Source organism: Vibrio sp. 1F253 (genome assembly GCF_041439295.1).
Lineage (GTDB): Bacteria > Pseudomonadota > Gammaproteobacteria > Enterobacterales > Vibrionaceae > Vibrio > Vibrio tasmaniensis_A.
This window is the reverse complement of record NZ_JBGONU010000023.1, coordinates 1-15,445: the sequence shown is the minus strand read 5'-3', so window position 1 is coordinate 15,445 and position 15,445 is coordinate 1. Positions and strand designations below refer to the sequence as shown.

General features: G+C 44.5%; 14 protein-coding genes. 9 read left to right on the top strand and 5 right to left on the bottom strand.

Annotated features, from left to right (window positions below; genetic code table 11):
- Positions 1-280: 280 nt before the first annotated feature.
- Entirely contained in the window at positions 281-2,260 is a 1,980-nt protein-coding gene (locus ACED28_RS12945; protein WP_017100481.1) for a replication initiator protein RctB domain-containing protein, read from the top strand.
- A gap of 442 nt (positions 2,261-2,702) precedes the next feature.
- Here the strand turns inward: ACED28_RS12945 and ACED28_RS12940 are convergent, their stop codons facing one another.
- Genes ACED28_RS12940 through ACED28_RS12930 form a run of 3 tightly spaced genes read right to left on the bottom strand, consistent with a single transcriptional unit; the run spans position 2,703 to position 5,011 of the window.
- On the bottom strand, positions 2,703-3,248 hold the full coding sequence (locus ACED28_RS12940; protein ID WP_371710005.1) for a transcriptional regulator: 546 nt from the start codon (positions 3,246-3,248) through the stop codon (positions 2,703-2,705).
- The gene (locus tag ACED28_RS12935) at positions 3,245-4,177 is read right to left on the bottom strand and encodes an ATP-binding cassette domain-containing protein (RefSeq protein WP_371710003.1); all 933 of its coding nucleotides are present in this window, start codon (positions 4,175-4,177) and stop codon (positions 3,245-3,247) included. Before ACED28_RS12935 ends, ACED28_RS12940 begins: the two co-directional genes overlap by 4 nt.
- A gap of 9 nt (positions 4,178-4,186) precedes the next feature.
- Complete coding sequence (locus tag ACED28_RS12930) at positions 4,187-5,011, bottom strand: ABC transporter ATP-binding protein (RefSeq protein ID WP_009846021.1); 825 nt, start codon at positions 5,009-5,011, stop codon at positions 4,187-4,189.
- A gap of 361 nt (positions 5,012-5,372) precedes the next feature.
- On the opposite strand from ACED28_RS12930, the gene ACED28_RS12925 reads away from it, so the two are divergent.
- Both ACED28_RS12925 and ACED28_RS12920 read left to right on the top strand, forming a co-directional pair.
- Positions 5,373-5,567 (top strand): PA3496 family putative envelope integrity protein, encoded by a 195-nt coding sequence (locus ACED28_RS12925; protein ID WP_004732575.1) that lies wholly within the window; start codon positions 5,373-5,375, stop codon positions 5,565-5,567.
- A 190-nt stretch (positions 5,568-5,757) separates the two neighbouring features.
- A complete protein-coding gene (locus ACED28_RS12920; RefSeq protein ID WP_012601297.1) occupies positions 5,758-6,318 on the top strand; it encodes an NADAR family protein in 561 nt (186 codons plus the stop codon).
- Positions 6,319-6,527: 209 nt separating this feature from the next.
- Here ACED28_RS12920 and ACED28_RS12915 read toward each other — a convergent pair whose 3' ends face one another.
- Positions 6,528-7,286 carry an ABC transporter substrate-binding protein gene (locus ACED28_RS12915; protein ID WP_012601296.1) on the bottom strand — a complete coding sequence of 253 codons (759 nt, stop codon included), beginning with the start codon at positions 7,284-7,286 and terminating at the stop codon, positions 6,528-6,530.
- An 88-nt stretch (positions 7,287-7,374) separates the two neighbouring features.
- On the opposite strand from ACED28_RS12915, the gene ACED28_RS12910 reads away from it, so the two are divergent.
- Positions 7,375-9,801, top strand: coding sequence for a response regulator (locus ACED28_RS12910; protein ID WP_135442229.1), 2,427 nt, complete (start codon positions 7,375-7,377; stop codon positions 9,799-9,801).
- A 325-nt stretch (positions 9,802-10,126) separates the two neighbouring features.
- Positions 10,127-10,786, top strand: a complete 660-nt coding sequence (locus ACED28_RS12905; RefSeq protein ID WP_371710002.1) for an HAD family hydrolase — start codon at positions 10,127-10,129, stop codon at positions 10,784-10,786.
- A gap of 94 nt (positions 10,787-10,880) precedes the next feature.
- Here the strand turns inward: ACED28_RS12905 and ACED28_RS12900 are convergent, their stop codons facing one another.
- Positions 10,881-11,063, bottom strand: coding sequence for a hypothetical protein (locus tag ACED28_RS12900; RefSeq protein WP_371710001.1), 183 nt, complete (start codon positions 11,061-11,063; stop codon positions 10,881-10,883).
- Between the two features lie 93 nt (positions 11,064-11,156).
- Between ACED28_RS12900 and hppD the strand changes: the two genes are divergently transcribed.
- Genes hppD through maiA form a run of 4 tightly spaced genes read left to right on the top strand, consistent with a single transcriptional unit; the run spans position 11,157 to position 15,171 of the window.
- On the top strand, positions 11,157-12,230 hold the full coding sequence (gene hppD, locus ACED28_RS12895) for a 4-hydroxyphenylpyruvate dioxygenase (RefSeq protein WP_017100488.1): 1,074 nt from the start codon (positions 11,157-11,159) through the stop codon (positions 12,228-12,230).
- Positions 12,223-13,398 carry a homogentisate 1,2-dioxygenase gene (locus tag ACED28_RS12890; RefSeq protein ID WP_371710000.1) on the top strand — a complete coding sequence of 392 codons (1,176 nt, stop codon included), beginning with the start codon at positions 12,223-12,225 and terminating at the stop codon, positions 13,396-13,398. Before hppD ends, ACED28_RS12890 begins: the two co-directional genes overlap by 8 nt.
- Before the next feature lie 9 nt (positions 13,399-13,407).
- On the top strand, positions 13,408-14,445 hold the full coding sequence (locus ACED28_RS12885) for a fumarylacetoacetate hydrolase family protein (RefSeq protein ID WP_135383522.1): 1,038 nt from the start codon (positions 13,408-13,410) through the stop codon (positions 14,443-14,445).
- Positions 14,446-14,466: 21 nt separating this feature from the next.
- Positions 14,467-15,171 carry a maleylacetoacetate isomerase gene (gene maiA, locus ACED28_RS12880; protein WP_371709999.1) on the top strand — a complete coding sequence of 235 codons (705 nt, stop codon included), beginning with the start codon at positions 14,467-14,469 and terminating at the stop codon, positions 15,169-15,171.
- The last annotated feature ends 274 nt before the right edge of the window (positions 15,172-15,445 follow it).

The following is a 15,445-nucleotide window of genomic DNA, read 5'->3' as shown; positions in this document are numbered from 1 at the left end:
TACTTCTGAAGTTCTGTGATCATGCTTTCTTTGATTTAATGATCATAGTTTCGGGGTTTTTATGATCATGCTTTCCAAGGGGTTTTATTTTAAACGTTTAAATTCAGCAACTTAAAGGCAAAGAAACAGCCAGATCATTAGATCACTTAATCATTTAAGATCATATTAATCAAAAAGATCAGTTATTTAAAAGCCAATAAATTCTCTTTATTTATGATCATTCTTTCTTTATCATTCAGGAACTATAGTGAAATTACGGTTAGTGTGATACGGATCAAAAATGAAACCAGAAGAGAAATTGTTAATTAAGGCACGAAGCCACAAAGATGGTCATTTATTTGAGGTATCTGAAACAGCCGTTGAATGGATAGAACAATATCAACACTTCAAAGGTGTCACCAAAAGCATTGTTGAGCTTCTTAACCTAATTTCACTTCGTGGGTTTAGCAGCAAAGACGGTTACGTTTCCACTACCGAGATTATTGAATCAACCGATGGCCAAGTTACTCGTGCAGCCTTACAGCAAAGGTTAAGAGCTGCGGTTAGTATCGGTCTTTTCAGACAAATTCCGGTTCGCTTTGAAGAAGGTCTTGCTGGCAAAACTATGCTGCATCGCTTTGTGAACCCAAACCAATTGATATCGGTACTGGGTGCTACTAGCTTAGTGACAGAAAGCGTGAAGCAAAATGAGAAGCAAAAGCGATCTAAAGCTCTAGCTCAAACCAAAGTCAACAAGCGCTTATTGAATGAACACGGACTCAATACCCCACCAACGATGAAAGACGAAGCCGATCAATTTATTGTGTCGCCAACTAATTGGGCGGGTATTATTGATCAAGCCTTAGCGCCCCCTAGAACGCGCAAGAGCTACCAAAAATCAATGGTTTCGATCTCTGGAACTCGAGCGGTGATCGAGACACGATCTTCAAAAAACATTATGACGGTTGATGATCTGATGACGCTATTCGCGTTATTCACGCTTACTGTTCAATATCATGATCATCACCAAGATGATTACCATCTAGACGCGAAACACACACCGAACAAAACACCACTTTACATCACGGATATTTTGTCCTTGCGTGGCAAGAAAGACAGCGGGCCGGCACGTGATTCGATCCGTGACAGTATTGATCGTATCGAATTTACCGACTTCCAATTGCATGAGCTCACAGGCCGTTGGCTTAGCGAGAACATGCCAGAAGGCTTTAAGAGTGATCGTTTCCGATTCCTAGCTAGAACCATTACCGCATCGGAAGAAGCGCCTACAGAAGGCTCTGACGGCGAAATTCGCATTAAACCGAACCTGTACATCCTGGTTTGGGAACCGTCGTTCTACGAAGAGCTGCTCACTCGTGATTATTTCTTCCTATTTCCGCCAGAAATCCTGAAGCAACATACCTTGGTCTTCCAAATGTATTCGTACTTTAGAAGCCGTATGGCACGCCGCCATACAGATTGCATGTTGCTCAGCGAGCTGAATCAGAAATTGGCGCGTAACATCGATTGGCGTCGTTTTTCGATGGATCTGATCCGCGAGCTCAGAAAGTTAGGTGAAGTAGGGGATCAAGAAGATACCTTCCTGGTTAACCTTTGGGGTTATCACTTAACGATCACCGCGTTGATCGAAAAAGGAAAAACGACTGATTATCAGGTTGATATCAAATGTAATGTGGAAGAAGTCTTACGTTACTCAAGAGCACGCACCACCAATGCAGGCAAGCGTAATATGGCACCAACGTTACCGAACCCACTGCGTAATGAAATGGTGTCTAAGCAGAAATTGGAAGAGTTGTCTGAGATTATCGATGGTGAGTTTGAGCCAATTCAGCGCAAAGCACCGTCGCCAAGAGGCAAATTGGGACGTCGAGTTAAGCAGCGTAAACACTCTGTTGAGATCAACGCTGACGAGATCATGATTACTCTCTCTAAATATACCTCTGCAGAGGCTCTAGAACGCAGCATAACGGCTTTATCTGCTATGACAGGGCATTCACATGCTTCAATCAAAGAAGAGTGTTCTGAGCTCATTGAGAAGCTTGATTGGTTGAGGGTAGGGGAGGACGTTATCCCATACGAAACACTGAGTCGCTTGATTGAGCTTTACAACGACCGTGACAGCACCAGCAATCGACACTTGTCTATTGAGCGTTTGATCTCTGGTTTAGCTGTGCGTCGTAAAGTGTGTAAACAAGTTCACGAAGGTCATTTAGACGAAAACGTGTTCTTAGCGCTCGACGAAATGGCGATTGGCCACTAGTCACTAACCACTAACCACCAATCACTGTCACTGCTCAGTTGTAAGAAGCCCGTATTTACGGTCGACGAATGGATAGTTTGAACACATTAGGTGCTGATTAAAACCGCACCTAACGCTGACAAATTGATGACAATGTAGCGCATCCAGTTGATTATTATTTATCCCGAATAGACAACCTTTTGTCCTTTCTTATGATTAATAGATTGGCTCATATTTTGTTACATCATACTGAATAGATTTTTGCGAGTTCCTAAGGGACTCGCTTTTTTTTGCCTGTAATTCGGCTAATCATTAACATTCAAAAGCTTACCATTTAAATTCTACAGCTTATGGAGTCCGTTCCTGAAGCATGATCAAGGTGAGATCATGCTTTCTACGGTGCTTATTTTTGATGGGGTTCAGCTTTGATGCTTGATCGAACAGGGGTTGAACAAGGAGTGGATCAGTGTAGTTGACGTAGAGCTATACCTTGATCATCGTTCTGGTGTTGACTTGCCATAAAGCGTACATGCGATTCGATCAATTTTTCTGATTCTTCTTTCCAGCGCGGTTCTTGTTGTTGGTTGGTAAACTCCAAAGCCAATACACACAAGTGCTGTAGCCGCTGTGTACACCACTCTTGTAAGTCAGGTTCTGATTTTGGATTACAAGACACAGCTTGAAGCTTACTATAGGCAAACATCAGGTATTGGAAAGCTTTTTCCTGATGGTGCGAGCCACAAAGTTCGTTTGAGATAGATGGTGGGCTTGGTGGTGGAAGCTTTGTCGATGCCGTCAGAATTTCATCTTTATATCGATAAAACGTAAAGATTCTCAAGCATCCGTCTAACCAGCATGCGATGCCTTTGCTCTGTTCATCCGTGATCAAAGGCCCCCAGAGTGCATCTGGAGGCGTTAAGATCAAAGGCTCTAACTTCTCCACTTGATCATGCTTTCGGTCTTTGTACCAATTTCCGATCCGCTCTAACCAAGTGTCTAGTTCACTCATGCAACGTTATCCCACTGTTTAACATAGTGATTATCTGAAACTTGCTTGATCTCATGCTGTATTTCACTGCTTTGTTCACGAAGACGATCTGCGTCTATTGAATAGTTTGGCTCATTTTTCACGAGTTCGCCAAATGGTAGATCAGGATCGGGCACTGCAGAGATCAATAACTTAGTGTATGGGTGTTGTGGGTTGGTTAAGATCGACTGGGTTGATCCCCACTCAACGATCTGTCCCTTGTACATCACAGCCGTCTCTTCTGCGATGTAGTGTGCTGTTGCGAGATCATGCGTAATGTACAAAAAACCTATCCCTAACTCTTTCTTCATCCTCTGCATTAGGTTCAAAACACCGAGTCGTATTGAAACATCCAACATCGAGGTGGGTTCATCGGCAAGGATAACCTCAGCACCGACTGCAAGTGCTCTTGCTAAGTTTATGCGCTGTCTTTGGCCTCCACTGAGCTCATGAGGGTATTTGGTGAGAGTTTCGATGGGCAACTCCACCAGCGTTAACAACTCTTTGAGACGCTCTGTGAGAGCTTGTTTCGTAGCAACTTGCTTGTGGATCTTAAGGGGCCGCGTTAAGTGGTGTTCAATAGTGTGGGTTGGATTGAGTGAGCCAAATGGGTCTTGAAATATCATTTGCACGCGGCTTCGGTAATCCAAGATATCTTTACGACTTTTTAAGGTAGAAATATCTCTGCCATTGAACAGTATTTCTCCCTCTGTTGGCGGATACACTTTGGTCATCAGTCGAGCGCAGGTGCTTTTCCCGCAGCCTGATTCGCCAACCAGTGCCAATGTTTTACCTGCATGTAAATCAAAACTCACCCCATGCAGTGCTCTAAAGATCTCTTCTTTGCCAAATCCACCACCAACAGTGAATTCTTTAACGAGGTTTTTTACTTGAAAAATAGGTTGTGACATGGAGCTCTCCTAGCACGCAGTTGCGTGAGCGTGTTCGTGAATATTGGGGAAGGAACTCCATAGCTTTTGGGTGTAGGAGTGCTGAGGGTTATTGCGAATCTCATGGGCTTGGTTGACTTCAACTATCTGTCCATGACGCATGATGGCAATTCGATCGCACAGTTGGCTCATTAGTGCGAGGTCGTGGGTGATAAACAATATTGAGAAACCAAACTCTTCTCTGAGTTGGTGTATTTGCTGCAGAATTTCACGCTGTACAACCACATCCAGTGCCGTGGTCGGTTCATCCATGATAATCAACTTAGGGTTGAGCGCGAGAGCTATAGCAATCACCAAACGTTGACGCATCCCACCGCTAAACTGGTGCGGGTACTCGGTTAGACGGTGGCGAGGGATATTGACTAGGTCGAGTAACTTTTCGGCGCGATCTTTTGCTTGCTCGTTGTTCATGCCCTTGTGGTGGCGCAATACATCGGCAAACTGTTCTTCAATGGTCAGTACAGGGTTAAGCGAGTTCATCGCGCTCTGGAACACCATTGCGATCTCACTCCAACGTAAGGTGTTCAAGTGGCTGTCCGATAAGCTCAGCAGATCTTGCCCGCCAAACAGTATTTGCCCGCCAGAGATGAAAGCCGGTGGCTTATGCAGGCGGTTAATGGCAAATGCGATGGTACTTTTGCCACACCCGGATTCTCCCGCTAAACCAAAAATCTCGCCTTGACCTATATTAAAGCTTACGGATTTTACGGCATTAAAATCGCCGTCATCGGTAATGTAATCGACACATAGATTCTTCACTTCGAGAAGAGGTGTCTCTGAATTTTCCCTAGACATGATAAACACTCAGTTATGATATTGATAACTATTATCATTAACATGTGTTGAATTTAGTGGAAGAGAAGAGCACAAAAAGAATGAAGTGACTCGAATTATTTTTTGATTATTTCATGAAGTTTCAGCGGGAAATAGGAAATGAGAACGAGGAAAATGAGAGGTGGATCAAACCACATTTCTTATGGGGAATCTTTTAAATGTAATGGCAGAAAATGGCTTTGGCAAAGTTTAAATGAGGCATTTATTAATTAGCTTTGTGAAGCGTCGGAATCATCACATTTCAGTACAGAATTGCTTAACAAGCGAAATAGCATTTGCTACAGATTACCTGTCCATTACATGGTGCTTTTCGGAGGAAAACATGTCCATTAATTCTATCAACCATGATGAAATGACAAATATTGCAAATAAGTGGGATGCTGAAGAAGAAGTATCTTTCAAACCAGAAAAGAAAATGAAATCTGCTGAAGCTCGTCGTCGTATTGAAGCTCTAAGAGAAATTAGAGAAAGCGGTTTTAGCCTGGAAGAAGCGAGGGAGCTAGGTCTAATTCATTAACAATCCCCATTGCATTTAGAAGGGTGGCGCACCGCCACCCTTTGATTTATATGACTTTTTTAAAGAAGTTTGTGCTTTTTATAAGTAAACCATGCTCCTTGCCTCTCACCATTTAAATCCATTGTCCTTCCTCTACATTATTTGTTCTCGACTAAAAACATGCCCTTGGCATACTCTTTAACTAAGTTGTTTGACAGTTATATGCAACGCCACTAATTTTAAAGTTAAAGCAAAAATATGCGATGTTGTTGGTAAGGAGAAGGCTATGTCTAATTCGGTGGCTAAAGCCAAAGAAGTGCTGTTCTATGAACCTGAAGATCCAAACGGGTACCTGTCAAATTTTGCCGCTTGTCCTATCAAAATCGACGATCAAGTTTGGGCAACCAGCGAGCATTATTATCAAGCGATGAAGTTTGCCTCTCAAGCGCTGCGTAACACCATTCTCGAAGCCTCGACTCCTGCTGAAGCATTCTCTTTAAGCCGTGATTATGAAGACCAAGTTCGGGAAGATTGGTATGACATTCGTGTTGAAGTGATGCAGTTCATTGTCACAGAGAAGTTCAGGCAGAACCCACAGTTTGCGTTGTTTCTTACTAATACCGGAGATTCGGTGATAAAAGAACATTCGCACAAAGACCACTTCTGGGGGGATGGTGGCGATGGAACCGGCGAGAACCATTTAGGCAAGATTCTGATGGCAGTACGACAAGAGCTTCGTACTCAGCAACTGCATTTGATTGCTGCACACTAATCCATTTACCTCCGTGGTTCCAAATTAAGTAGGTCGATTACAGGTAAACTCTTTTAGCCCTTAAAGATGAATTAAAAAAGGCCGCCCTACTTAGCTTCTGTGCTAATCAGGGCAGCCTTTTAGGCTTAAGAGCGAGTTAGTCATCGAAGAGAGCTAAATTACGATACCTAAGCTATACCTTTATGCGAAGGTTACAACTGATGCTGTTGCTATAAGTAACTCTGTACGATGTCGTTGAGCTGACCATCGTCTTTCATTTGGTCGAGGCGCTGGTCGATGAAGCTTTGCAGTTTAGGATCCATCTCTGGGTCAAATGCTAAATGGATGGGGTAGTTATTAATCACAGAGCCAAACTCTTGCATCTGGTAGTCATCAATACTGAGTTTCTGCTCATTTAGGTTGTATTTGATTCGAGATTCCATTTCAACAAAAACGGTATCACCCGGAGTTCGGTTTAATACACGAAAAGCCGCGCTGTAATCTTTAACTCGAATCTCGTTAAGCTTACCTTGTTGGATATAAGGCTCTAGATTTGGATATTCAAACCCCACCAGCAATACAACCGCTTTTCCGTTTAAATCATCGATAGTGTTGAACTCAAATGGCTTCTTGCCGCTGCTAAGTAACACATGTTTTACATTGTAAATCGGATCTTTAGACAGGTTTACAGATTGGATATTTCCCCAACTTGGGCTGCCATAGGTGACCCAGTTTGGATTCTCTCTAGCGTCGAGCTTATCGATCATTCGGTTGAAAGGGTAGGTGTGGTAATCGATCTCGTATTGGCTGTCGTCAAATACGGCTTCAACAATATCCGAAACCATTCCTCTGTGAGATGACCCGTCAGTTTCGATCTGAAAAGGTTGCGCTTGGCTTGCAATAATGTAGTAGTGAACAGGTTCGCTTGCAAAAGCATAACTGCTTGAAAACAAACTGACTATGGATGCAACTATTAGATGTTTTTTCATAACCTTCCCTAGTTATTTGATGAATGACTACTATTATACTAGTTGAGTAATTGTAGTTTGCTAGGATAACAATAATGGTAATTTTTGTATGGTGAATAAAGGAAAACGCTATATTGGACTCTCCCGACAGTTGATCGGGGTAATCATCGCAATCAGTACCTTATTCACAGTCATAGTGACAGGTCTAGGTTTGTATGTGGAGTACCAAAATCGAGTTTCTTTTATCAGTTCTCAGATCGAACAAGTTAAGGATGGTTATCTTTCTGGCTTAACCGCCAGTTTGTGGGTTGAAGACCGAGAGCAACTGTTTGTGCAAGCTGAAGGTATCTCCCGCTTACCCTCGGTCAGTTATCTGTTAATAGAAAGCCCCGATGAAAAAATTTTAGAATTAGGTCAACAGACGTCCGGTCAGTCTTATTCTCAATCTTGGGATATGGTGCATCAGATGGGAGGCTCAGAGTTCCAACTGGCGACGCTCACGGTGCAGTCTGATCTAAGTATGATTCTCAACGACTTTGAAGACCGGGTGTTATTATTGCTCGCCTTCGAAGCAGTTAAAATCTTCTTATTGTCTCTGGTATGTTTAACCATCGTCTACCGCCTTGTAGTTAAGCGCTTAATGACCATGTCTTCTCAGATCAACCATCAACAGGTTGAAGACAACAAACCGCGATTTCTAACACCCACTAACTCTACATACAGTGATGAGATCTCTACACTAGAGAGTAGCTACAATCAGTCGATTGAACGTATTCGTCAACAATACCAAGAATTGGAAAAAGCCAAAGATACTGCAGAGGTAGCGAACCGCAACAAGAGTGAATTTCTTGCCAACATGAGCCACGAAATCCGCACTCCAATGAACGGGATTATCGGGCTTTCATCACTGCTTTCTGAAATGGATATGCCGAAAGAGCAAAAAGAGTATGTCGACATGCTCAACACCTCTTCGCTTACTCTACTCGATTTAATCAATGACATTCTCGACTACTCGAAGATTGAAGCGGGTCGTTTAGAGCTTCAGCAAGAACCGATGAAAATGATGGGTATTGCTGCCGACGTAGAGTCGACCTTCAGAGTTAAAGCCGAGCAAAAAGGGCTCAAATTCCAACTGGCGATTGATCCTAAGATCCCAACCATGGTGATTGGCGATGGCACTCAGTTAAGACAAGTACTGAATAACCTAGTTGGCAATGCCATCAAATTTACCGAACATGGTCATGTCATGCTCTCACTTCGTTTAGAAGAAGTCATAGAGCCGGAACAAAAGCTCAGAGTGAAATTTGAGGTGACCGATAGTGGTATTGGTATCGCAGAAGACAAGCAACAATCGGTATTCGATAAGTTTCAACAAGCCGACGGTAGCACCACCCGCATCTACGGAGGCACGGGGCTTGGTCTTACGATATGCGATAAGATCGTGACCTTAATGGGCAGTAAGCTTGAGCTAACCAGTGTCGTAGGTAAGGGAAGTACATTCTACTTTACCGCTGACTTTGACCCGAGCTTAGACGTTGACGAGAGCAACATCGATTTTAATAAAGTCTCGGTACTTTTGGTTGATGACAGCCAGTTGAACATGCGTATTACCTCAACACAACTTCAATCATTCGGCGTTAAGTCTGAGTGCTGTGAAACCGCCACTCAAGCGTTAGAGCTTGTTTCAGAGTCTGTGGCGAAGTCGTTGCCTTATGATCTGGTGCTGATTGATAAAGTGATGCCGTCTATTGATGGATTCCAATTAGCAAGAAGTTTGATTGAGCGTTTTGACAAAGCTTGTCCGAAGCTAGTGATGATTTCTGCCGATCCTCGAAAACAGGATGAAGCACGCGCCAAACAAGTGGGTTTTGTTGCCTACATTGCTCGCCCTTATCAAGATAATCAGCTTAAATGGACGCTGAGTGAAGTCCTGGCGAGATCGGCTGATACCTCAATCTTTACCTATCCAAATCGAGGTGAGGTAGCGTTTAAAGATAATCAACCCGTGCCATTAACCAAACCATCGGGTTCTGTTGAAGCTACGACATCTGCTTCTGTTAGAACGACACAAATAGACAAACAAGCTCCAATCAAAGAAGAGCCAAAACCAGTGGCTGCTCCGTTTAGTGGTAAGGTTTTGGTCGTTGAAGATTCTAGAGTGAATCAACAAGTCGCCAAAATGATGCTTAAGAAGCTGGGGTTTGAGGTGGATATTGCAGACAACGGTGAAATTGGTGTCGAGAAATTCCAGGCCAACGAATACGAGATGATTTTTATGGATTGCCAGATGCCAGTTCTTGATGGTTTCGAAGCGACCAAGCAGATCCGAGCGCTCGAAGAAGGAACCTCTAAACACATTCCGATCGTTGCGCTGACGGCCAACGTCGTGCAACGAGATAAGCATTTGTGCTTCGATGTGGGTATGGATGAATTTTTACCAAAACCCGTCAATCAAGGGAAACTGAGAGAGATCGTTGCCAGTTTCTTGTCGAAAGGAACTGAGTCGAGCAAGGAACATGAGCAGAAAATCGTTTAAGTTCAATTAGCTGATGTCTCGCTAAAGCATATCCAACTCTATAAGAAACTCCGACAGAATCAGTCGGAGTTTCTTTTTTTTGCTAATGAGCACTTGGTTAGCTAATACACATAGTTAGTTAAATACATATAGTTAAATACGTCGCGTATCAATACTGATTGAATCCATAAGCTGTTGTATTTAAAAACAAGCATGTGTTGATTGTCATAGCCGTGAAATACAACTGCCACTAAAATATGCTCTTAATGTCACAATCCCGTTATAGCATGCAGCCAACTAGAACTCCTTTTTAACCTTAACGAAACTCAACCTGTGAGAGCCTAAGATGTTCAAACCTTTGTATGTATTTGATATGGATGAAACGCTGATCAATGCCGATGCAGCGATGCTTTGGAATGAGTTCTTGGTTGAAAAGGGCATTGCCACTGCGCCCAACTTTATTGATGAAGATAAGCGTTTAATGGGCCTGTATTCGGAAGGCAAATTGAACATGGAAGATTACCTAACATTTTCCATGCAGCCACTCGCGAACATGCCAACAGAGCAAGTTACTACTTTGGTGGAAGAGTGTGTCGAGAAGCATATTTTACCTAAGCAATTCAAGCAGTCGAAACCTTTGATTGAGCAGCTTGAGAATGATGATATCGACATGTTGATCATCTCTGCCAGCGTCACTTTCCTAGTAGAAGCGGTCGGTCGTAAGATTGGTATTGAGAATGCACTCGGTATCGACTTGATTGAAAACCAAGGCCGTTTTACTTCTCAAATATCAGGTGTGCCAAGCTACCGTGAAGGTAAAGTCACCCGTTTAAAAGAGTGGTTAGACAATCAAGAAACTAACTACTCAGACATTCACTTTTATACCGATTCAATCAACGACTTACCTTTGTGTGAACACGCTGATTTTGCCTATTTGGTAAACCCATGCCCGCGTTTGAAAGCACTGGCTGATCAACCGAATTGGTCGATCCTCGACTGGGATTAAACAGAATCTTACCTTCGAATTAGGTTCGCTCTAGAACTCATCAAGCCGCTGACTACAGCGGCTTTTTTGCATCATCAGTCTAATGTTCAATTTATTACCTTAGCTGACAAAAGGATGTGTGTAACAATTCAATAACATCTCTTACTCTGCTGTAAATCAAACCACCATCTTTCAATCCCTTGATAGCACTCACTTTCTTGTCTTGATGGTTTATGTGTAACAAATATTTTACAATTTGACGGGCTTTTAGCGTTATTGTCCATTTCCTTCCATCCATTCCAATCTGTCGGCTTGTGAGCCAAATTTAATTAAGGACAAAAAATACACAACACAACACAACACAAAACCAATAGGTACAAGGAGAAAGTTCATGGTGGATACATACAACCCGCTTGGCACGGATGGATTCGAGTTTGTTGAATACACGGCCGTTGACCACAAGGGAATTGAGCAACTTAAAGCGCTGTTTGTGTCACTTGGTTTTGCTGAGATCGCCAAGCACCGCTCAAAAGAGGCTTGGCTGTATCGACAAGGTGACATCAACTTTATCGTCAATGAACAGCCTCACAGCCAAGCGGAAGCGTTCGCTAAAGTGCATGGGCCATCGGTGTGCGGTATGGCTTTTCGTGTCAATGAAGCAACCGCTGCAATGGAGCAAGCGTTTAAGGGCGGCGGTGAAGAGTACAAAACGGAAATAGGGCCGATGGAACTGAGCATTCCTGCCATTTACGGCATCGGTGAAAGCCTGCTCTATTTTGTGGATCGTTATGGCAAGCAGAGCATCTACGACGTCGACTTCCGGTTCTATGACGATGCGGAACAGCGCATGGCCGAAGCCAATGTTGGCTTGTATGAAATCGACCACCTCACGCACAACGTGAAGCAAGGCAATATGGACGTATGGTCTGGGTTCTATGAGCGTCTTGGTAACTTCCGTGAGATTCGCTACTTCGACATTGAAGGCAAGCTGACAGGCCTTGTGAGCCGCGCCATGACCTCACCATGTGGCAAAATCCGTATCCCTATCAATGAGTCTTCCGACGACAAATCACAAATCGAAGAGTTTATTCGCGAATACAACGGCGAAGGTATCCAACACATCGCACTCGCAACGGATGACATCTACAAAACCGTGAAGACTCTGCGTGATCGCGGTATGGACTTTATGCCAACCCCTGATACCTACTATGAGAAAGTTGACGATCGTGTGAAAGGCCACGGGGAAGACACTGATTTGCTGCGCGACCTGCGTGTTCTGATTGATGGCGCGCCGACCAAAGACGGCATCTTGCTGCAAATTTTCACACAGACGGTAATTGGGCCTGTGTTCTTTGAAATCATTCAGCGCAAAGGCAACGAAGGCTTTGGTGAAGGTAACTTCAAGGCGCTGTTTGAATCGATTGAAGAGGACCAGATTCGTCGAGGAGTATTAGACGATGCATAAATGGATCTCGTTTCCTCATCGGGAGGGGGTGTGCTCTAAACAAGCGCACGCCGACTTCCCCGAAGAGGCAATTTATGAGCGAGAAGCGGGCCGAAGTGGATTCTTTGGCCCTGCCGCTCACTTTCATCACCAGCATGCCCCAACAGGTTGGTCGGAGTGGGAGGGGGATTTACGCCCTCGCGCTTTTGATTTTACGCTGGTGGAAAAAGCCAGCCAGATAACCCCTTGGGCGGTGCCTCATCTTTTGCACAATGCGGACTGCAAAATCCGCGTATGGCGCATGGATGAGAAGATGGATTTCTTAGTGCGTAACTCTGACGGCGATGAGCTGTTGTTCATTCACCAAGGCAGCGCCGATCTCTATTGTGACTATGGTCATCTAGCAGTGAGTGAAGGGGACTACGTGATGATCCCGCGCTCGACCAACTGGCGTTTAGAGCCAAGCGAGCCGATGTTTATCTTGATGATTGAGAATACAGACGCGGCTTACTCCCTGCCAGAGAAAGGCATGGTCGGCAATCATGCGGTGTTTGATCCGGCGGCACTCGATATCCCTTCAATCAACGATCAATTCCGCGCTCAGTATTCAGAAGATCAAACCCAAGTTCAGGTGAAGCGCCACGATAAAGTCAGCGTGATCACCTATCCGTTCAATCCATTGGATGCAATTGGCTGGCATGGCGACTTAGCGGTGGTGAAAGTGAATTGGCGCGATATCAGACCGCTGATGTCACATCGCTACCACTTGCCACCATCTGCGCATACGACGTTTGTTGGCGCAGGCTTTGTAGTGTGCACCTTTGTACCACGCCCGATTGAGAGCGATCCAGGTGCATTGAAAGTGCCGTTCTACCACAACAATGACGACTACGACGAAGTACTCTTCTATCACGCTGGTGACTTTTTTAGCCGTGACAATATTGAAGCGGGCATGGTGACTTTCCATCCAGCAGGCTTCACGCATGGACCTCACCCTAAAGCCTTTAAGGCAGGTCAGGCGCATAAGAAGAAGTTTACCGACGAAGTGGCGGTGATGATCGATACTCGCCACGCGCTGCAGTTCTCTGATGAACTCGATAGCGTTGAGAACAAAGAATATGTCTACAGTTGGCAAGACACGGGTTTGCAAGAGACAGGTTCTCAAACCATGGCTGACGATAAGAAGTAAGGGACAAGGATGAAATTAGCAACCAAGAAAAATGGCACTCGCGACGGTCTATTGATGGTCGTAAGTAAAGATCTTAAACAATGTGTAGCTGCCACCGAAATTTTCCATGCGATGCATCTAGCGCCAACCATGCAGGTAGCATTGGATAACTGGGACAGCGTGGCTTCTCAGTTAGAAGAGTTATACACCTCGTTAAACAACGGACATGTCACAGGCAGTGAAGTGTTTGCACCTCAGTATTGTGAATCACCTCTGCCCCGTGCTTATCAATGGGCTGATGGCAGCGCGTATGTAAACCACGTTGAATTGGTGCGTAAAGCACGTGGTGCTGAAATGCCAGAAAGCTTCTGGGTCGATCCATTAATGTATCAAGGCGGCTCAGACGCGTTTATCGGCCCTCGTGACAATATCGAATTTGCCAGCGACGAATGGGGCATCGATTTCGAAGGTGAGGTCGCGATTGTGACCGGTGACGTGCCAATGGGTGCAAGTGCTAAACAGGCGCACGAGTCGATTCGATTACTGATGTTGGTGAACGATGTGTCGCTGCGCGGCTTGATTCCGGCTGAGCTCGCGAAAGGCTTTGGCTTCTTCCAGTCTAAACCGTCTTCGGCGTTTTCTCCGGTTGCGGTAACACCTGATGAGCTTGGCGAGCAATGGAGAGGCAGCAAGGTGCATCTGCCACTGACTTCAACCTACAACGACGCACCTTTTGGATGCCCGAATGCAGGTGTGGATATGACCTTCAACTTTGCAGAATTAGTTGTTCACGCTGCGAAAACTCGCCCACTATCGGCCGGTGCAATCATTGGCTCGGGCACGGTTTCCAATAAGCAAGGCACTGACCATGGCACCTCAATTGCCGAGGGCGGTGTGGGTTATTCATGCATAGCTGAAGTTCGTATGATTGAGACCATCCGCGATGGTAAACCTTCGACTCAATTTATGTCGTTTGGCGATTCGATCAAGCTTGAGATGTTTGATGCGGCAGGTGATTCTATTTTTGGCGCGATAGACCAAAAAGTGAGCCAGTATCGAGGGCTATAATCCACGTAATAGGGTTTCAGTATGAGCGAGAGCATCGTGAACAAGAACATTATACTTTACGGTTACTGGCGCTCGTCCGCAGCCTATCGAGTGCGTATTGGATTGAACCTAAAGCAACTCAACTATGAGTCGAAATCGGTGCATTTGGTGCGTAATGGCGGCGAGCAACATGACCCACAATATCGCGATCTCAATGCCAGTGAACTAGTGCCTGTGCTGGTGGATGGTGACGTTCAACTCAATCAGTCACTGGCTATTCTTCAATATCTTGATGAGCACTATTTTTGTGAGAGCAGCCCAGACACCTCGCTGATTCCTGAGCAAACACCACTGCGCTATCAAGCACTGGCGATGGCTCAGGATATTGCGATGGAAATTCATCCTCTTAATAACCTGCGCGTGTTGCAATATTTGGAGAGAGAATTATCTTGCGAACAAGAGGTGAAAATGGATTGGCTTCACTATTGGATGAGCCAAGGTTTCCGTGCACTAGAAGAGAAGTTAGCGAAGCACAGGAAAGCACATGGCGACTCGGTGTATAGCTTCTCGGGTTCTCCCTGTATTGTCGATATCTGCTTGGTGCCGCAGGTGTATAACGCGCTGCGCTTTGGCGTTGATATGTCACCTTATCCGCTGATTAACTCGATAGTCGAAGCGTGTAACCAGTTGCCCGCTTTTATTGAGGCGATGCCAGAGAACCAAGCGGATGCGAATGCACCGATGTGAACGTATTGAATTGTTTTGTTATGAACTGAAAACATTATTTGGATGAAGTCTCGTTATAATTACGCTTTGGTATATTTAAAAATATTATGTATTCATTCTTTTTAGGTTTAATTTCCAATTTTATGAATATTTATCTCATCTAGAATTAAACGGTCCTAATAAAATAAGCCTCATTATAATTAAATAAGAGGCTTGTAATATAATCTATATTAGTGGTGTCCCCCTCTGGCAGGATAGTTGTCACTGTTAAAATTTAACCAGTTTGGGCGATAAA